General features: G+C 61.2%; 17 protein-coding genes. 4 read left to right on the top strand and 13 right to left on the bottom strand.

The features are described from left to right. Positions 1-69 precede the first annotated feature (69 nt). Positions 70-2,025 carry an acetoacetate--CoA ligase gene (locus HV782_RS13505; RefSeq protein ID WP_186745783.1) on the top strand — a complete coding sequence of 652 codons (1,956 nt, stop codon included), beginning with the start codon at positions 70-72 and terminating at the stop codon, positions 2,023-2,025. An 18-nt stretch (positions 2,026-2,043) separates the two neighbouring features. On the opposite strand, the gene HV782_RS13500 is transcribed toward HV782_RS13505, so the two are convergent. Beyond that, entirely contained in the window at positions 2,044-3,150 is a 1,107-nt protein-coding gene (locus tag HV782_RS13500) for a PilT/PilU family type 4a pilus ATPase (RefSeq protein ID WP_128614074.1), read from the bottom strand. A gap of 131 nt (positions 3,151-3,281) precedes the next feature. Here HV782_RS13500 and HV782_RS13495 point away from each other — a divergent pair, with 131 nt between their 5' ends. Further along, positions 3,282-5,819 carry a PAS domain-containing hybrid sensor histidine kinase/response regulator gene (locus tag HV782_RS13495; protein ID WP_186745785.1) on the top strand — a complete coding sequence of 846 codons (2,538 nt, stop codon included), beginning with the start codon at positions 3,282-3,284 and terminating at the stop codon, positions 5,817-5,819. Positions 5,820-5,870: 51 nt separating this feature from the next. Then, the gene (locus tag HV782_RS13490; RefSeq protein WP_007912322.1) at positions 5,871-6,146 is read left to right on the top strand and encodes a peptidylprolyl isomerase; all 276 of its coding nucleotides are present in this window, start codon (positions 5,871-5,873) and stop codon (positions 6,144-6,146) included. Between the two features lie 114 nt (positions 6,147-6,260). Here HV782_RS13490 and HV782_RS13485 read toward each other — a convergent pair whose 3' ends face one another. The 8 genes from HV782_RS13485 to HV782_RS13450 form a co-directional block, all read right to left on the bottom strand. Beyond that, complete coding sequence (locus HV782_RS13485) at positions 6,261-7,193, bottom strand: sugar kinase (RefSeq protein WP_186745788.1); 933 nt, start codon at positions 7,191-7,193, stop codon at positions 6,261-6,263. A 138-nt stretch (positions 7,194-7,331) separates the two neighbouring features. Continuing rightward, positions 7,332-8,546 carry an amino acid deaminase gene (locus HV782_RS13480; RefSeq protein ID WP_186745790.1) on the bottom strand — a complete coding sequence of 405 codons (1,215 nt, stop codon included), beginning with the start codon at positions 8,544-8,546 and terminating at the stop codon, positions 7,332-7,334. 39 nt (positions 8,547-8,585) lie between these two features. After that, the gene (locus HV782_RS13475) at positions 8,586-9,350 is read right to left on the bottom strand and encodes an IclR family transcriptional regulator (protein WP_123468235.1); all 765 of its coding nucleotides are present in this window, start codon (positions 9,348-9,350) and stop codon (positions 8,586-8,588) included. A gap of 144 nt (positions 9,351-9,494) precedes the next feature. Continuing rightward, on the bottom strand, positions 9,495-9,884 hold the full coding sequence (locus HV782_RS13470) for a RidA family protein (protein ID WP_007912330.1): 390 nt from the start codon (positions 9,882-9,884) through the stop codon (positions 9,495-9,497). Between the two features lie 30 nt (positions 9,885-9,914). Then, positions 9,915-10,706: an amino acid ABC transporter ATP-binding protein gene (locus HV782_RS13465; protein ID WP_123468231.1), complete on the bottom strand. Its 792-nt coding sequence runs from the start codon at positions 10,704-10,706 to the stop codon at positions 9,915-9,917. Continuing rightward, the gene (locus HV782_RS13460) at positions 10,703-11,365 is read right to left on the bottom strand and encodes an amino acid ABC transporter permease (protein ID WP_123468229.1); all 663 of its coding nucleotides are present in this window, start codon (positions 11,363-11,365) and stop codon (positions 10,703-10,705) included. The genes HV782_RS13465 and HV782_RS13460 overlap by 4 nt, the downstream gene beginning before the upstream one ends. A gap of 9 nt (positions 11,366-11,374) precedes the next feature. After that, complete coding sequence (locus tag HV782_RS13455) at positions 11,375-12,037, bottom strand: amino acid ABC transporter permease (protein ID WP_003225455.1); 663 nt, start codon at positions 12,035-12,037, stop codon at positions 11,375-11,377. 50 nt (positions 12,038-12,087) lie between these two features. Beyond that, positions 12,088-12,936, bottom strand: a complete 849-nt coding sequence (locus HV782_RS13450; RefSeq protein WP_123468226.1) for a transporter substrate-binding protein — start codon at positions 12,934-12,936, stop codon at positions 12,088-12,090. A gap of 336 nt (positions 12,937-13,272) precedes the next feature. Here HV782_RS13450 and HV782_RS13445 point away from each other — a divergent pair, with 336 nt between their 5' ends. Continuing rightward, on the top strand, positions 13,273-13,704 hold the full coding sequence (locus HV782_RS13445; protein ID WP_186745792.1) for a thioredoxin family protein: 432 nt from the start codon (positions 13,273-13,275) through the stop codon (positions 13,702-13,704). Positions 13,705-13,901: 197 nt separating this feature from the next. Here the strand turns inward: HV782_RS13445 and HV782_RS13440 are convergent, their stop codons facing one another. From HV782_RS13440 to HV782_RS13425, 4 genes are all read right to left on the bottom strand, one after another. After that, entirely contained in the window at positions 13,902-15,461 is a 1,560-nt protein-coding gene (locus HV782_RS13440; protein WP_186745794.1) for a TerC family protein, read from the bottom strand. A gap of 397 nt (positions 15,462-15,858) precedes the next feature. After that, the gene (locus HV782_RS13435) at positions 15,859-17,505 is read right to left on the bottom strand and encodes a phospholipase D-like domain-containing protein (RefSeq protein ID WP_186745796.1); all 1,647 of its coding nucleotides are present in this window, start codon (positions 17,503-17,505) and stop codon (positions 15,859-15,861) included. A gap of 176 nt (positions 17,506-17,681) precedes the next feature. After that, positions 17,682-18,356: a vWA domain-containing protein gene (locus HV782_RS13430; protein WP_189655828.1), complete on the bottom strand. Its 675-nt coding sequence runs from the start codon at positions 18,354-18,356 to the stop codon at positions 17,682-17,684. Then, positions 18,341-19,339 (bottom strand): magnesium chelatase ATPase subunit I, encoded by a 999-nt coding sequence (locus HV782_RS13425; RefSeq protein WP_186745798.1) that lies wholly within the window; start codon positions 19,337-19,339, stop codon positions 18,341-18,343. The genes HV782_RS13430 and HV782_RS13425 overlap by 16 nt, the downstream gene beginning before the upstream one ends. Positions 19,340-19,407: the final 68 nt, after the last annotated feature.

Genomic DNA, 19,407 nt, shown 5'->3' with positions numbered 1-19,407 from the left:
CTTGCTTCCTGGCCACAGGTTACCCACGGTCACAACTGCGTGTATGAACCCGATAAAAAGAGGCAAACAATGTCCGACATCCTCTGGCAAGCCGATGCCAAGCGTATCGCCGAGTCCCGCATGGATAGATTCCGGCGGGCACTCAATCAGCGTCACCACCTGCACCTCGACGACTACCCTGCCCTGCACCAGTGGAGCATCGAGCAGCGTGCCGACTTCTGGCAGGCCATCGTCGACTTCTTCGATGTTCGTTTCCACACCCAGCCTGATGCGGTTTTACATGAAGGCCGGCAAATGCCCAGCGCCGAATGGTTTCCCGGTGCCACCCTGAACTTCGCCGAGCACCTGCTGCGCCGCCGCGACGATGCCGTCGCCGTGGTGGCCGTGGCAGAGCACGGCCAGCGCGAACAACTGACCTGGGCGCAACTGGCCGAGCATGTCAGTGGTTTTCAGGCCAGTCTGCAGGCGGCCGGCGTCGGCCTCGGTGATAGGGTTGCGGCGTGCATGCCCAATACCTGGCAAACCCTCGTGGCGATGCTGGCGACCACCAGCCTCGGTGCGATCTGGTCATGTTCTTCGCCAGACTTCGGCACCCACGGGGTGATCGACCGGTTCGGCCAGATCGAACCGAAGGTGCTGATCACCTGCGGCGGTTATCGTTACGCCGGCAAGACGATCGAGCAGACCGGCAAGCTCAATGAGATTCTCCTGCAACTGCCCTCGCTCAAGCAGTTGATCATCGTGCCCTACGCGCACCCGCACGCACGCATCGAGGATTACCGGACCCGCGCCGAGGTCAGCCTGTGGAATGACTTTTACGAGCCCGGTGGCGAGCCGGATTTTATTCCGGTGCCCTTTAACCATCCGCTCTACGTGCTGTATTCCAGTGGCACCACCGGTGTCCCGAAATGCATCGTGCACAGCACCGGCGGCGTACTGTTGCAGCACGTCAAGGAACACGGCCTGCATTGCGATCTCGGGCCCGGCGACCGGTTGTTCTACTACACCACGTGCGGCTGGATGATGTGGAACTGGCTGGTGTCGGCGCTGGCCGTCGGCAGCGCGGTGGTGCTGTATGACGGATCGCCGTTCCACCCCGCCCCCGAGCGTTTGCTGGATTTGATCGACGACGAGCGCATCAGCGTGTTCGGCACCAGCCCGAAATACCTCGCTACCCTGGAGAGCAGCGGCGTCAAACCGCGCGCCAGTCATGATCTGGGTAGCCTGAAAACCCTGCTCTGCACCGGTTCGGCGCTGTCGCCGCAAAGTTACGACTTCGTGTATCGAGACTTCAAGGCCGACGTGTGCCTGGCCTCGATGTCCGGCGGTACGGACATCGTCTCGTGCTTCGTCAACGGCAATCCGTTGTCAGCCGTGCGCCGCGGCGAAATCATGGGCAAGAGCCTGGGCATGGCGGTCGAGGTCTGGAATGACGCCGGCCAGCCCGTGATTGGCGAGAAAGGTGAGCTGGTCTGTACCCGGCATTTCCCGGCAATGCCAATTGGCCTATGGAATGACCCGGACGGAACAAAACTGCGGAAATCCTATTTCAGCCTGTTTCCCGGCGTTTGGGCCCAGGGCGATTACGCCGAACAGCTGCCGCACGGCGCGATGATGATCCATGGCCGCTCGGACGCCGTACTCAACCCCGGCGGTGTGCGCATTGGCACGGCGGAGATTTATCGCCAGGTGGAGAAAGTCCCGCAAGTGCTCGACAGCGTCGCCGTCGGCCAGCAATGGCAGGATGACGTACGGGTGGTGCTGTTTGTGCGTTTGCAGGACGCGGTTGAACTGGATGAAGCCCTGCAAGCGCAGATCCGCCAGGTGATCCGCGCCAACACCACGCCTCGGCATGTGCCGGCGAAAATCCTCAGCGTGACCGACATTCCGCGCACCATCAGCGGCAAAGTGGTGGAGCTGGCTGTGCGCAAAGTGATCCACGGCGAGACGGTCAAGAACACCGACGCCCTGGCCAATCCCGAAGCGCTGGAACAGTTTCGCAATCGCGCTGAACTCGAGACTTGAACCCAGAGGCTGAACCGTTCAGTCCATCAGGCCCCACTCCCCCGTCGTGGGTGGGGCCGGTGTGACATCGCCCTGCAACTTCAAGCGCAGGCGCAGATTGTTCACCGAATCGGCATGTTTGAGTGCCTCCTCCTCACTGATCGCACCCTCCACCACCAGGCCGTGCAACGCCCCGTCGAACGTCTGCATGCCCAGTTCGGTGGACTTTTCCATGATGCCTTTGAGCTCACCCAACTCATTACGCCGGATCAGGTCCCCGATGGTCGGCGTGCCCAGCATCACTTCCACGGCTGCCCGCCGCTGCCCCTCGAGCGTGCGCACCAGGCGCTGGGAAACAAAGGCTTTAAGGTTGTTGCCCAGTGCATGCAGCAACTGTGGCCGACGCTCCTCGGCAAACAGGTTGATGATCCGGTCGAGCGCCTGATTGGCGTTGTTGGCGTGCAGCGTCGATAAAACCAGATGACCGGTTTCGGCGAACGCCAGCGCGTGCTCCATGGTCTCGCGGTCGCGGATTTCGCCGATCAGCACCACATCCGGTGCCTGGCGCAGAGTGTTTTTCAAAGCCGCGTGAAAGCTGCGGGTGTCGACACCGACTTCACGCTGGTTGATGATCGACAGCCGATGCCGGTGGATGTACTCGATCGGGTCTTCAATCGTGATGATGTGGCCACTGCTATGGCGATTGCGATGATCGATCAGCGCCGCCAGCGAGGTCGATTTGCCCGAATCGGTGGCGCCGACAAACAGAATCAGGCCTTGTTTGAGCATCACGGTTTCTAGCAGCACGCGGGGCAACTTGAGGTCTTCAAAGCGCGGAATGTCCAGTTTGACGTTGCGGATCACGATCGACACGTCATTGCGTTGCTTGAACAGATTGACCCGAAAGCGGCCGATGCCGGTGCGCGAGATGGCCAGGTTCATTTCCAGATCCCGGTCGAACTCCCGGCGCTGTTCGGCGTCCATCAGGGAATTGGCGATGACCGCGACTTCACCCGGCTTGAACGGCTGCTCGGCCAACGGCGTCAATACGCCTTGAAAGCGCGCGCTGGGTGGCGCTCCGGTCGACAGGAACAGGTCCGAGCCATGCTGGCTGGCCAAGCGTGTTAACAGTGCATCGATTTCCATGGTCAAATTCACCGACGAAGCATTCAATATTCAGACATGGCCCGCTGTCGTGACGCAGCGGTGCATTGAGCGTCTACCCTCTCGAAGGATAGTAGACGCCGCCTTACCGAATGACGCCCAGGACTAACGCAATGAACGCTGTACCCGGCAACGACGATGCGCAGGCGCTGATCACCCGCACTGACTGGAGTAACAGCGCACTGGGCGACGCTGGTCAATGGCCGCAGAGCCTGCGCACCGCGGTGGACATCGTGCTGCACTCGCCAATGCCGATGTTGCTGCTGTGGGGGCCGCAGCTCACCCAGATCTATAACAACGGCTTCGCCATGCTGGCCGGCAGCAAGCATCCGCACGCTTTCGGACAACCGGCGCACCTGATATGGCCAGAACTTCGCGACTTTACCGACCCGATTTACCGCGCCGTCCTGCAAGGTCAGGTGCGGACCTATAGCGAACGACGCTTTACCCTGCAACGTGACGGCAAGGATTCCGACTTCTGGCTGGATTTGACCTACAGCCCGATTCGCGACGAAACCGCGCAAGTGGCGGGGATCCTGGTCACGGCCATCGAAACCAATGAGCGCCGACGCATCGCGCTGGAACTGCAACAGCGCTCCGAAGACAGCCTCAAGGCGCAACAGCAAACCGAAGAGCGCCTGCAACTGGCCCTGGCAGCCACCGATGCCGTCGGCACCTGGGATTGGGATATCGGCGAAGACCGCTTCATCGCCGACGCTCATTTCGCGCAGTTGCACGGGGTCGATCCGGCGCAGGCGAGCCAGTTGCCGATCAGCGACTATTTGCAGGGTGTGCACCCGGAAGACCGCGCCCTGATCGCGCGCAGCATCAAGCACTGCATCACCCACGGCACCGAGTACGCCGAGGAATATCGTCTGCTGCAAGGCGACGGCGACATACGCTGGGTGTTTGCCCGTGGCCGCTGCTACAAGGATCACCATGGCCGGCCGGTGCGCTTTCTCGGCGCGGCGCTGGACCTGACCGAGCGCAAACACACCGAACAGGCGCTGCGCCAGAGCCAGACCGAACTGCAGCTGATCATCAACGCCATGCCGATCCTCATCAGCTACGTCGACCATGAGGAGCGTTTCCGCCTCAACAACGCCGCCTATCTCGACTGGTACGGCCTGACCCCGCAGGAGCTCTACGGGCGCACCATCCGCGAAGTGATCGGCGAAGAAGCCTATTTTCTGCGCGCGCCGTACATCGCCGAAGCGCTGGCGGGCAGGCCTTGTTCATTCAGCCTGTACACCCCTCACCGCGATGGCAGCATCCGTCACGCGTTGATGAATTACCTGCCGCGACACGGGGCCGACGGTGCGGTCAACGGTTTCTACATCTTTGTGATCGACGAAACCGAACGCAAGAAAACCGAAGAAGCGCTGCGCAACCTCAACGAAACCCTCGAAGAGCGCGTCAGCGCCCGTACCGAACAACTGGCCCAGGCCAACCAGCGCTTGCAGAACGAGATGTTCGAGCGCGAGCGGGCCGAAGATGCCTTGCGCCATGCGCAGAAGATGGAAGCGGTCGGCCAGCTCACCGGCGGCATCGCCCACGACTTCAACAACATGCTCACCGGCATCATCGGCAGCCTCGATCTGATGCAGCGCTATATTGCCGACGGCCGCGCCAACGAGATCGGCCGGTTTACCGAAGCGGCCGTGTCCTCGGCCAATCGGGCGGCGGCGCTGACCCATCGTCTGCTGGCGTTTTCGCGGCGCCAGTCGCTGGACCGCAAACAGCTGAACGTCAACGAACTGATCCATTCGCTGGAAGACCTGATCCGCCGCACCAAAGGTGATCAGATCGAGCTCAAACTGCAGCTGGCCGACGACCTGTGGCCGGTGAGCACGGATGTGAGCCAGTTGGAAAATGCCCTGCTCAATCTGGTGATCAATGCGCGTGATGCCATGCCCGAGGGCGGCGAACTGCTGATCGAAACAGTCAACGTCTACCTCGACGGCAGCGACATCACCACGCTGGAACCAGTGAAGGCCGGCGATTACCTGATGCTGGCGGTCAGCGATAACGGGACGGGCATGACGCCCTCCGTGCGGTCCAAAGCGTTCGACCCGTTTTTCACCACCAAACCCATCGGTCAGGGCACTGGGTTGGGACTGTCGATGATTTATGGCTTCGCCCAGCAGTCGGGCGGCCATGTCAGTCTCGACAGCCTGCCCGGACAGGGCACCTGTGTACGGCTGTATTTGCCCCGTCTGTATGCACTGGAGCCGGAACACCCGCCAGCCAACCCGGCCGAGCCGCCCGCCCACCTGCCGAGCGGAGAAACCGTGGTCGTCGTCGAAGACGATCCCGCCGTGCGCATGCTGGTGCTCGATCTACTCAAGGAACTGGGTTACCGCGCATTCGAAGCCGAGGACGCGAAATCCGCGCTGCCCCTGCTGGAATCGGACCTGCGGGTGGACCTGCTGGTGACGGATGTCGGCCTGCCCGGCATGAACGGCCGTCAGTTGGCGGAAGTCGCCCGCCAGCATCGTCCGGGCCTGAAAGTGTTGTTCATGACCGGTTACGCGCAGAAAGCCGCCGAACGTCAGGGTTTTCTCGAGGACGGCATGGACATGGTCGCCAAACCGTTTGCCATTGAGCTGCTGGCGAGCAAGATCCGCACGATGATCAGTCAAACCCGGTGACTTGAGGCATAATCCGCGCCCCGCCGTCACCCCGTTATCAGGTATCGCACGATGAAAGCCCAAGCCCGCCACATTCTGGTGAAAACCGCCGAAGAGGCCGAACAGCTCAAACAACGCATCGCCAAGGGCGAAGCGTTCGATGTGCTGGCCAAGAAATTTTCGACCTGCCCGTCCGGCAAGCGCGGTGGCGATCTGGGTGAAGTCCGTCCGGGACAGATGGTTGGCGCGATTGACGCGGTGATCTTCAAAAAGCCGTTGCGTACCGTGCACGGGCCGATCAAGAGCAAGTTCGGCTATCACTTGGTGCAGGTGTTTTACCGCGATTGACGGGTTGGCTTCAGGGCCCTTTCGCGAGCAGGCTCGCTCCCACGTTGAGAATGCAATCCCCTGTGGGAGCGAGCCTGCTCGCGAACCGATTGCGCCGCAAGCGGCCATTCAAATCTATTTCGGGATCAGTGCTCCTGGCACCTGAATCACCCGACTTGCCAGCAGATGCCCGGCTTCGGCAGCCTCCGCCGGACTCCCGCCCTGCAATCGACTGGCCAGATACGCCGCACTGAACGAATCCCCGGCCGCCGTGGTGTCGACGACTTTCTCGACGGTCTGCGCCGGCACCTCGAACGCTTCGCCATCGCAGCGAATCAGGCATGCGTCGGCACCGCGCTTGAGCACCACTTCCGGCGTATCGAACTGCGCGTAAGCCGCGAACACCGCATCGCAGTCGGCAAATCCGAACAGCGCCTGCTCGTCATCCACTGTCAGCAACGCCAGATCAACGTAGGGCAACACGCTGCGATACGCCGAACGCGCCTCTTCGACTGAGGCCCACAAACGCGGCCGGTAGTTGTTGTCGAACACGATGCGTGCATCCCGCTGGCGGGCCTCGATCAGCGTCTGGATCAGCTTTTCCCGGCCCAGCGCACCAAGCACAGCGAGGGTGATACCGCTGAAATACAACACGTCGTAATCGGCCAGCGCCGCTAGAATCGGCTCGGCCGCCGGAGTGGTGAAACAGTCGCGAACGGCCGCTTCGTTGCGCCAGTAAAGAAAGCGGCGTTCGCCGTTGGCGTCGGTCTGGATGCAGTAGAGGCCCGGCAGACGCCCGGGCAGACGTTGCACCAGGTCGAGGCCAATGCCTTCGCTGCTCCAGATTTCACACATCGCGTCGCTGAAGCTGTCATCGCCCAGCGCGGTGACGTAATCGACTTGCGCTTTATCGCCAAGGGCGCGGGACAGGTAAACCGCCGTGTTAAGCGTGTCGCCGCCGAAGCTTTGCTGCAGGCTGCCGTCGGCGCGCTGTTGCAGTTCGATCATGCATTCGCCGATCAGCGCGATGCGCGGTAGGTTCGGGCCCAGAGGGCTGAGGGTGGTCATCGGGTGTGTCTCTGCTGATTCGGTGGTGTTTGATCCGGCCTCATCGCTGGCAAGCCAGCGCCCACATGATCTTCACAGTCCATGAGATCCCTGTGGGAGCTGGTTTGCCTGCGATTGGCCGCAACTCGGTCTCAAGCCCTAGAAGCAAGTCTCCATGCTCTCAACCACCGCCAACTGCTCATCCACCAGCAACCCCACCCGCCACTTGTCGAACGTCAGGCACGGGTGCGAGGTACCAAAGGAAATAATGTCCCCCACCCGCAGCTCAACCCCCGGCGCCACACTCATGAACGCGTGTTGGTCCATCACTGCCGTGACCTTGCACGCGCCCACGTCATCGCCCACCGCCGGCACAATGCCGGCCTTGTAACGCAGCAACGGCACCGGCAAACCGGCATCGAACGCCACGTCGCGCTTGCCCAGGGCAATCACTGCGAACCCTGGCTCCGGCAACGACTGCACATGCGCCCAGACCTCCAGCGCCGGACGCAAACCCTCGTGCAAGTCACTGCGACGGTCGAGCACGCAGCACTGCGCCTCTTTGTAGATGCCGTGGTCATGGGCCACGTAACTGCCCGGACGCAGCACGCTGAGAAAGCGTCCGCTTGCGTTCTGCGCTTCGAACGATTCGGCGATCAGGTCGTACCAGGCCGAACCCGACGCGGTGATGACCGGCTTGGGAATGGCGAATGCGCCGCTGTCCTGCAGTTGCACCGCCAGGCGCACCAGCGACGCGGCGAATTGGCGAATGCCGCTGACCGCGTGGTCGCCGTGAATCACGCCTTCGTAACCTTCGATGCCGGTCAGGGCCAGCGCCGGTTGGGCGTTAATCGCCTTGGCCAGCGCGATAACTTGCGCCTCACTGCGGCAACCGCAACGACCGCCGACCACGCCGTACTCGATCATCACGTTCAGCTTCACCCCGCGCGAGGCGAAGTAGGCGCCGAGATCGGCGACGTTGTCCGGGTGATCGACCATGCAGTAGAAATCGAACGTCGGATCGGCCAGCAGATCGGCGATCAGCGCCATGTTCGGCGTACCGACCAACTGATTGGCCATCAACACCCGACGTACGCCGTGGGCATAAGCCGCGCGGGTCTGGGTCGCACTGGCCAGGGTGATGCCCCAGGCACCCGCGTCAAGCTGTCGCTTGAACAGCGCTGGAGTCATGCTGGTCTTGCCGTGGGGCGCCAGCTGCGCCCCGCTGTCGCTGACGAATGTCTGCATCCAGCGAATGTTGTGCTCCAGCGCCCCGCGGTGCAGCACCAGGGCCGGCAGGCTGACGTCACGCACCAGATGCGCGCCGATCGCGGCATCGCCCTTTTCCACAGCAGAATTGATGGCAGTCGTCATGGTCGAACTCCTCACTGTCGCGGCCGCAGGCAGCCGCGCTTATTCGTTGATTCGCCGGGCGAGGCTGTTGGCGCTCTCGATCAACACCCGGCGATAGTCGTTGTAATTGTTCTTCGCATCGGCCCGAGGGGCGACGATGCACAGGGTGCAAATGGCCACGCCGTTGGCGTCTTTGACCGGGGCGGCGAAGCAATGGGTAAAGGTGTCGGCGACGCTGTCGAAAGAGAAGAAGCCATCGAGGCCGGCCTGACGGATTTCCGCCAGAAAACGTTCCAGCGGCAGACGCTCGCCGTCGGGCAGGATGAAATCGTCTTCGTCGATCAAGTCGATGATCTGTTGGTCGCTCAAATGGGCGAGCAGCAGGCGCCCGGACGCGGTCCACGGGATCGGCGCGTTTTCACCGATATCGGAAGAAATGCGGAAATGCCGCTCGCCCTCCTTCATCAGCGCCACCGTGTATTTGCGCCCGTTAAGCAAGCACATCTGCGCGGTTTCCCGGGTCTGGCTGACGATCTCCTGCAAGGCGTGATCGGCCTCGCGGCTGAGGTCGAAATGACGCAGGTGCGCCTGCCCGAGAAAATACAACTGCCGGCCGAGATAAACGTGACCGTCCTTGCCCACCGGCTCCAGAATCCGTCGCTCCAGCAGTGACGCCACCAGTTCGTAGACCGTGGATTTCGGGCTGCCGATGCCGTTGGCGATGTCGTTCGGACGCAGCGGCTGGCCGATTTCCTTGAGGAAATCGAGGATATCGAACGCCCGGTCCAGACCACGGGCCCGGCGTTTGATGGTGTCTTCGGTCATGTCTTCAATTCCCAATGAAAGTGCCGGGAGTTTACCGAGAGTGCGCTGTCGACGGTTAGATCGCTTTCGCGAGCAGGCTCGCTCCTACACGACAACGTATTCCAACGGTAGGAGTGAGCCTGCTCGCGATAGGGTCACCTCGGTTCAGGCCTTCTTCTTGTAAGCGATACAGTCGATCTCGACCTTGCAATCGACCATCATGCTCGCCTGCACACAGGCTCGCGCCGGGGCGTGCTCAGGTTTGAAGTACTCGCCGAAGACCTTGTTGAAACTGCTGAAATCTCGTGGATCGTCCAGCCACACGCCGGCACGCACCACGTCTTCGAGGCCATAACCGGCCTCTTCGAGAATCGCGATCAGGTTCTTCATGGTCTGGTGGGTCTGCTCGACGATGCCACCAACGATGATCTCGCCATCCACCGCCGGCACCTGGCCGGACACATGCAGCCAGCCATCCGCCTCAACAGCGCGAGCGAAGGGACGTGGCTGACCGCCGGCGGCGGTGCTGCCGGTGCCGTAACGCGTAATGCTCATGGGTATTTCTCCTGATTACAAAACAACAGATTAAAACCGCGTGCTTTTGAGAAACTCAGCCAGACGCGGCGATTGCGGGCGTTCGAACAGTTCCTTGGGAGGCCCCTGCTCTTCGATCCGCCCCTGATTCATGAACACGATCTTGTCCGAGACCTCGAAGGCGAAACGCATTTCGTGGGTTACCAGCAACATGGTCATGCCGTCTTCGGCCAGGCCCTTGATCACGTTCAGCACTTCGCCGACCAACTCCGGGTCCAGCGCCGAGGTGACTTCGTCGAACAGCATCAGGCTCGGGTTCATCGCGATCGCCCGGGCAATCGCCACGCGCTGTTGCTGACCGCCGGACAACTGCCCGGGAAAGTGATTGCGCCGCTCCAGCAGGCCGACGCGTTCCAGCCATTTTTCGGCGAGCACCACGGCTTCGTCCTTGTGCATTTTCTTCACCTTGAGCAGACCCAGGGTGACGTTCTGCAACGCCGTCAAATGCGGGAACAGGTTGAATTGCTGGAACGCCATGCCAGTCATTGCGCGATGGCGGGCGATGACTTTCTCGGCATGCCGCACGCGTTTGCCGTTGACCTCGTCGTAGCCGATGGATTCGCCGTCAAGCAGGATCTGCCCGCCCTGGAACTCTTCGAGCATGTTCACGCAACGCAACAGTGTGGTCTTGCCCGATCCGCTGGAACCGATCAACGTCACGACGTTGCCGCGCTGCATGCTCAGATCGACACCCTTGAGCACTTCCACCGCACCGTATTGTTTGTGCAGGCCGCGAATGTCCAGCAACGCCTGATTCTGTGAGGAAACTTGAGCTTGAGTCATGGCAGGGCCACCCGCTTTTCAATGTACCGGCCGAGTAATTCGATGCCGTAGTTGATGACGAAGAACAGAAAACCGGCGAACAGGTAGAACTCCAGGGTCATGAAGTTCCGGGCGATGATCTGTTGAGTACTGAGCAACAATTCGGCCACGCCGATCACCGAGAGCAAGGTCGAGGCCTTGACGATTTCGGTGGACGAGTTGACCCAGGTCGGCAGGATCTGCCGCAGCGCCTGAGGCAACAGCACGTAGCCGAGGGATTGGTAGAACGTCAGGCCGATCGCCTTGCTCGCTTCCATCTGCCCACGGGGCAACGCTTGCAACGCGCCACGAACGATCTCGGCCACGTGCGAGCCGCAGAACAGCGTCAGGCCCAGGGCGCCGGCCTGAAACGCGCTGATCTGCCAGCCCAGTGCCGGCGCCATGTAGAAGCACGCCAGCACCAGCACAAACACCGGCGTGCCGCGAATCAGGTCGACGTAAAAACGAAACGGCGCGCGCATCCAGAATTTGCCGTAGGTCAGCACCAGACCGGCAACCACACCGACCATCGTGCCGAGCAGAATCGCCAGTGCCGACACCTGCACACTGGTCAAGAAGCCTTGCCACAACGGCTCGCGCGCTACCCACAACTCATGCAACCAACTCGGGGATTCGTACATCGCGGCCTCCTATCGGCGAATCGCCAGACGCTGCTCGAGGTAACGCAGCAGCATGGCAATGAGGTAACAGGCCGCGACATACAACGCCGTGGTCACCAGCCAGGTTTCGATCACCCGGTAGCTTTCGACATTGATCTTGCGCGCGTAATAGGTCAGTTCCGGCACTGCAATCGCAGCGGCCAGCGAGGTGTCCTTGAACAGCGAGATGAAGTTGTTCGACAGCGCCGGCAAGACGTTGCGCAGCATCACCGGCACCGTCACGTAAGCCTTGACCTGCCATTCACCGAGACCGATGGCCAGCCCCGCTTCGCGCTGCCCTTTGGGAATGCTTAGCAAACCGCCACGGAACACTTCGGTCAGGTACGCCCCGGCATACAGCGACAGGGTGATGATGAACGACGGGATCTTGTCCAGACGGATGCCCAGGCTCGGCAGTGCAAAGTAGATCAACAGAATCAACACCAGAATCGGCGTGTTACGCACCACCGTGACGTACACCGAGGCCAGTACCCGCAAGGCGCGATGCTTCGACAGCAAGGCAAACGCCATCAGCAGGCCGATCACGCAGCCGATGGCGATCGACACCAGAGCCAGTTCAAGGCCCAGACCGAGCCCCGCCAGCAAGGTGTCGAAATCGCGCCACACGGCGGCAAAGTTCAACTGATAGTTCATGGTCAGCAGTACCTTGAGCGGGGCGATGCAGGCGCCCCGCTCTCACGGGATCATTTGAATTCGACGGGGAAACCGATGGCCGGCGACGGTAGATCGACACCGAACCATTGCTTGAACGACGCCGCGTAAGTCGGGAATTCGACACCGGTCATGGCTTCATGCAACGCCGTGTTGACGAAGTTCAGCCAGTCCTGATCGCCGCGCTTCACTGCGCATGCGTAAGTCTGCGGGCTCCAGGCGTAGGTCGGGCTGCGGTAGCGACCCGGGTTCTGCACCATCAGGTATTTGACCGAAGACTGGTCGGTGGCGGCCGCGTCGGCGCGACCGGAGTTCACCGCCTGATACATCAGGTCAACGCTGTCGTACTGATCGACCTTGGCTTTGGGCAGCGCCTGATGCACCAGTTCTTCGGCATAGACGTTTTGCAACACGGCCACGGTGACGCTGTCACCGGCGGCCTGCAGGTCTTCGATTTCCTTGTACTTGCTGTTGGCCGGCAGCAGCAGGCCGACACCCTCGCGGTAGTACGGCAGGGTGAACGCCACCTGTTGAGCGCGGCTGGCGGTCACGGTGATGAACTGGCAGCTCATGTCGACCTTGTCGGTCAGCAGATTGGGAATCCGCGCATCCGACGACTGCACCACGAATTCGACCTTGCCCGGATCATTGAACAGCCCCTTGGCCACAATCCGGGCGATGTCGATATCAAAGCCCTGCAACTTGCCGTCTGCACCTTGAAAGTGCCACGGCGCATTCGTGCTGCCAGTACCGACAATCAGTTTTCCACGGGCCAGCACACTGTCGAGCTTGCTGTCGGCTGCCTGGGCCATACCCATGACAGCGGACGAAGCCGCGAGAACAAAAACACACGCTTTGAACAAGGAAGGTCGGCGATGCATGGCAAGCACTCCAGAGGTTGTTTATTCCGCTATACCGGAACTCGGTTTGTTACTACGGAATAGACAGCAGAAAGTGTGCCACAGGATCGGCGGGGAATCTGTAATGGTTTGAAAGATCTGCAAAATCAAAGGGATGCAGATAAGGCCCGGTGCAGTGTTACGCGCGGGGTCATGAGGACACGCTACCGTTGGCCACACATAGAGGGTATTCGGGCCACATTTCGGGGCAGCCTGCACAAAAAAACACAATGTGCACCTGTCAGCTCTGACAGTAGCCGGACGGGTCAGTCTGGCTTACGGTCGACAGAACACGCAGCACCCGACAAGGAGACCGTCATGAGTGTGAACTTCCCTTTCGCCGAACTACCACCCACTTACCGCAAAGCCCTGAAAACCTGGCGCCCGGTGATTCTGTATTTCGCCAATGAACACTGCCCCGCCTGCGAGTGGGCCGGGCCGGTGTTTCGTGAGGTAGCCGAGCCGTATCGGCTCCGGGCAAACATTTACATGCTCAACACCAGTCAATCGCCGCGCCATCCACTGGTTACCGGCACGCCTACAGTGCTGTTCTACAAGGACGGCAAACTGCTGAAGCGGCTCAAAGGCATCGGCACCGAAGAAACGCTGGCACAGGACTTCGCCCAGCACATCGGCAAGATCAAGGCTCCTGCCCCTGCGCGCAAACGCCCGCATGACCTGGCCTGGTTGCGCCAGACGCTGCGCACACTGCGCACGATCACGCGTGCACCACGGTGGAACTTTTCCTGAAGGTGCCGTGAAGCGTTATCGATGGAAGGCTGGAGCGCTGGGTATTTCATCCTGCAGCGTTGTTGCGTCGGACGAATCGCTTTCGCAGGCGAACCCGCTCGCACAGGGGCGGTGTGATGCAGCGGATTTCACACATACCGTCAATCGGTGCAGGAGCTGCCACGGGCTGCGGCAGCTCCTGCGCTTACAACGATGGTTCAGATCGGGTGACGCGTCAGCAACACCCGCGTCACCCGCCGCTCTTCAACCGCTTCCACGGTCATTTGCCAGGCTTCGTATTCCAGTCGATCACCAATGATCGGCAACCGATCCAGCAGGCTCATCACCAACCCCGCCAGTGTCTGGTAATCCTCGGTAGGCGCAGCGCAGAAACCAGTGAGCTGGCGCACGCGCGCCAGATTCAACGCACCGCTGACCACAAACCCGCCCCGCTCTTCGATCACGTCCGGTCCCTCGACTTCGCTGGCATCAGGCAACTCGCCGGCAATCGACTCAAGGATGTCGGTCATGGTCAGCACACCGACAAAGTCGCCGAACTCGTTGACCACAAAGGCGATGTGGGTCGAAGCCGCGCGCATTTGTTCCAGCGCATTGAGGATCGAATAACTGTCGAGCAGGTTGATGGACTTGCGCACCAGATGTTCCAGGTTCGGCTCGTTGCCGGCCAGGTACTCCTTGAGCAGTTCCTTCTTGTGCACGAAGCCCAGCGGTTCATCCACCGCACCGTTGCGAATCAACGGCAGGCGCGAATAGGACGAATGCATCAACTTTGTACGAATCGCCTCAGCGTCATCGGCAAGGTCAATGGTGTCGACGTCGGCACGCACGGTCATCAAGCCACGGATCGGCCGCTCGGCCAGTTGCAAGACGCCGCTGATCATCACCCGTTCGCGACGGTCGAACAGCTCCGCGCTTGGCACATCACCGTTATCCAGCAGGTCGGAAATCTCTTCGCCGACCTCCTCGACCGCCAGCTTGCGCCCGCCGAGCAAGCGCATCACCGCGTGTGCCGTGCGCTCACGCATGGGGCGCAGGCCCTGCATCGAACGCTTGCGCCGGGCGCGGGCAACCTGGTTGAACACCTCGATCAAGATCGAGAAACCAATAGCGGCGTACAAGTAACCTTTCGGGATGTGGAAACCCAGACCCTCAGCGGTCAGGGCAAAGCCGATCATCATCAGGAAGCCCAGACACAGCATGATCACCGTCGGGTGGGCGTTGACGAAGCGTGTCAGCGACTTGCTCGCGACGATCATCAGGCCGATCGAAATGATCACCGCAATCATCATCACGGCCAGTTCATCGACCATGCCCACGGCTGTAATCACCGCATCCAGCGAGAACACCGCATCCAGCACCACGATCTGCGCGACGATAGGCCAGAACAACGCATACGCCGTGTTGGTCGAGCGCTCGCCGATATGCCCTTCCAGCCGTTCATGCAACTCCATCGTCGCCTTGAACAACAGGAACACGCCGCCGAACAACATGATCAGGTCACGGCCGGAGAAGCTCTTGCCGAACACTTCGAACAAAGGCTGCGTCAGGGTCACCAACCAGGAAATACTCGCCAGCAGGCCCAGACGCATGATCAGCGCCAGGGACAAACCGATGATCCGCGCGCGGTCACGCTGATGCGGCGGCAACTTGTCCGCAAGAATTGCGATGAACACCAGGTTGTCGATACCCAGTACCAGTTCCAGCACGATCAGAGTCAACAAGCCTAACCAGGCCGTGGGATCCGCTAACCATTCCATAAAATGTCTCGATCTCTCTTCAGTGAATTCAGGCTGCCGGACACGGCAAAGCGCAACGCGAAGGCTCTGCAGCCGCGTTGTCAACAATAGTCGGGAGTCGGAAAACCGGATGCTGCGAGTGCGTCAAGACCGCGCCACGGCGCGAGGAGAAGGTACGACTGGGAGGCTCCGAGAGGGTGTTCATGCAAATCCTGAATGAAAAATGGCCTTGGAGCGTACAGGCTCTGGCGACAATTCCTACAGCGCAAAATCATTTCAAAATCTGTATCAGCCGGGGAGATGCATTGTTCTCGCGGCCCTCATCGCCAGCAGGCTGGCTCCTGCAAGGAATCGTGCGAATAACACGGACCACTGTCGGAGACAGCCTGCTGGCGATGAGGGTCTAACGAACAACGCATCAGCGTCCGGCAAAACGCAACCGCGACAACTGCCGCAAATCCCCCTCCACGTAATAATCGTTGGTCCAACGGTCATCCACCGCCAACGGACTCACCTGCTTCAGCTCCAGTTTTTTCGCGAAATAACGAAACCGGTAATGCTCGTAGAACCGCAGCAGTTCCAGGCCGTAGCGGTCGGCCAGGTCAGTGTCGCCGCGAATGATCAGAAAGTTCTCGTCATTGCCGTTACTCGCCGAAGCGCTGAAGTTATGGCTACCGCTGATGATGGTCGGTGCATCCGTCGTGAAATCGGTGACCACCGCTTTGGTGTGCACCAGCAGGTTGCCTTTCTGGCCTTTCATGTTTTCCTTCAGCCAGCCTTCCAGGCCGGTGTTGAGCAAGGCTGTGGCGGCGAATTCGGCGGTACGGTCGGCATGAAATCCGGTGATGCTGCTGGCGGTGTTTTGCAGGCCGTAACGGAGGATGTCGTCATGGGGCTTGCCGAGCAGTGCATTGAGAATCGCTTCCGGCAAGGTAAACGCCGTAACGAACAGCACATCCTTTTTGGCCGCCCCGATGATATCGACAAACTCACGCAGATCGGCACCGCCGCTGCGTGGCGAGAACCCGGCGAACAGCGGCTGCGCAGGGTCCATCGGGTTGTGCTCAGTGATCCAGGTGCGTGTTGCGCCGACATTGGCGGGGTTCGCCCAGACCTCTTCGAAAGTTTGCAGATACCGTGTGGCAATCGTCACGTCGTCAAGCGTGTGTACCACGTTGGCCTGGCGATACACGCCATTGGCAGTGAAGTTGGTGCTGCCACACAGCACGGCTTGCGGATGACGCTGCCCGGCATCATCGACACGACTGAGGACAATGAACTTGTCATGAAAGATATCGTGAGTGACCCGGCCGCGCTTGCTCGACGCCGGCAACTGCGCGAGGCTGGTTTCGTTTAGGGTCGTATCGGGGTCGTCCGCGCGGGCGTGATACAGCACGCGCACTTGAACGCCTCGGGCGAACGCCGCATTCACCGCTTCGACTATCGCCTGCAACTGATACTCGTAGATCGCGATATCCAGCGCCCAGCGGGCGTCCACTGCGCGCTCGATGTACCCGAGCAATCGCTCCAGCAGGCCGTTCTCCAGCCACAGACGCGCCGCGTCGGGCCACGCTTCGATCGGCAGGTTCCTATTGGCGCTGATCTGCGCATCCAGATCGGGAAACTTGCGCTGAAAGGCCTGACTGGCGGCTACGGCGCGGTTGAAGATCACGCTCTGGCTGGCCGGGTGGCCGTCATCGCTGGTGATGCTCAACTCCAGCGCTTCGCCCAGTTGTGGCGCGTCCGCCGTACCGTAAGCCAGATGCACCCGATAGTGCATCGTCGTGCCCGGATTGACCGCGTAATCGGCCCAGCGGAATTTCTGCAGGGGCGCTTTATCGCTGGGCGTGGCGTGATATTGCGCAAAGGTGTGAGCCTTGCCGGGAAACGTCAGGCTGTTGAACAGGAATAGCCAGGGCTTGTCGCCCTGCTGCTTTTCGATGGCGAAGCCGAGCAGGCCTTTGCGCCGTGGCTCGGCCAGGTCCATCGCGAGCAGGACGCCGTTGGTGCCCGCGTAGGCTTTGACGCGAAAATCGTCCTGAGGATTGGCGACCAATACCCGCATGATTCACTCCTTGTGATTGGGGCTGAGGTGCAGCATAGAGCAGCGATGCGGGGTTTGTGAGGCAGATTTGAGACCGAGGCGATGCCTTCGCGGGCAAGCCCGTTCCCAGAGTTTTCTCACTGTTCGACACAAATTCCGTGTGAGCGGGCTTGCTCGCGAAGAGCCCCACCCAGGCATCACACATCGTCGATATGCCGATAATCCAGTTCCAGCGCCGCTGCCAACTGCCTGGACCGGCCCAAGCGAATCGGCCCACGTTCAATGTCGATCAACAAGCCCGGACACTCCAGCGACGGTATCGGTGGCAAGGCTTTCAAGCGCCCGTCCGTCACCACCAGCAATCGCTGCTGCTCGGCAGCAAAACGCTTTTTGCGCTGCACCAGCCACTGCTGCGCCTGCATCAGTGCGGCCAGCAACGGTGTCCCGCCGCCCGCGCCCAGCGCCTCCAGCCAGGATCGCAGGCCACTCGATGCCTTCAGGCCCTGCACCTGCCAGGTCGGCGCGCTGCCACTGGCGGTCAGCAACGCCAGACGCGCGCGCTGTCGATAGGCATCATCGAACAGTTGCGCGAGCAAGCCCTTGGCATCGCTCAAGGCCTGATGCCGACGCGTCGAGGCCGAGGCATCGACGATCACCAGCCACAGTTCATGGGCGCAGCGAGTGCGCAACTGGAACTGCAGATCTTCCCGTGCCTGCGGCCGGCCGTTGAGCAGCGTGCCCGGCCAGTTCACCAGGCCACTGCGTGCGGCGTGGCGCTTGCCCTGGCGTCCGTGGTCGAGTTGTCCGGCGCGGGGTCTGGCATTCGCCCCCGCGTCGGATCGGGGACGAATGCCGGTTACTTTTTTGGCCAGCTCGGCACTTCGCGGCGGGCACCAGTGGCCAGTGCCGGAGCCGGCATGTCACCCCACTGGCCCTGCCCTTCACTCAGGTCGGCGGCAGAATGCGCCGGCGGTTGCGCGGGTTGTTGAGGGCTGGACGATGAGGGCTCGCGACGCCGATGGCGCAGGGCAAATTCAGCAACGGCGTCGATGTCTTGCACGGCAATTGCCGTCGCGCCACGCCAGGCCGCATGGGCGCGGGCCGCACGCAGCCAGACCAGATCGGCGCGCAGACCGTCGACACCGGCAGCGAAACAGCGCTCGGTGATGTGCGCCAGCGCAGCGTCGTCCAGCGGAATCTCGCTCAAGCGGCTTCGAGCGTTTTCGCAGCGTTCACGCAGGTGTTGTTGTTCGGCTTCCCACTGCGCACAGAACCCGTGGGGATCGCTGTCGAAATCCAGACGCCGACGAATGATCTGCCCGCGCTCGGTCGGTGCCGTGTGGCCGCTGAGGGCAACGTTCAAACCAAAGCGGTCAAGCAATTGTGGACGCAGTTCGCCCTCTTCGGGGTTCATGGTGCCGATCAGTACGAATTTCGCCGAATGCCGATGGGAGATGCCATCGCGCTCGATCAGGTTGGTGCCGCTGGCCGCGACGTCGAGCAGCAGGTCGACCAGATGATCCGGCAGCAGGTTGACCTCATCGACGTAGAGCACGCCGCCATCCGCCTTAGCCAGCACACCGGGCGAAAACTGCGCACGACCCTCGCTCAGGGCCGCGTCAAGGTCGAGGGTGCCGACCAGACGTTCTTCGGTAGCGCCCAGCGGCAAGGTGACGAACTGGCCGCTGGCAAGCAGATCTGCCAGACCGCGCGCCAAGGTGGATTTGGCCATGCCGCGCGGGCCTTCGATCAGCACCCCGCCGATTTTCGGGTCGATGGCGGTCAGGCACAGGGCGAGTTTCAGGTCATCGGCGCCGACCACGGCGGAGAGCGGAAAATGGGGGGTGTCGGTCATTTGGGTTTCTCTGTCGTGGTCTTTGGTGTTGTGGTGTGTCAGTGGGGAGGCCCTCACCCTGGCCCTCT

Origin of the sequence: Pseudomonas monsensis, from assembly GCF_014268495.2 — a bacterium.
GTDB classification, from domain to species: domain Bacteria; phylum Pseudomonadota; class Gammaproteobacteria; order Pseudomonadales; family Pseudomonadaceae; genus Aquipseudomonas; species Aquipseudomonas monsensis.
This window is presented reverse-complemented; position numbering and strand designations above follow the sequence as displayed.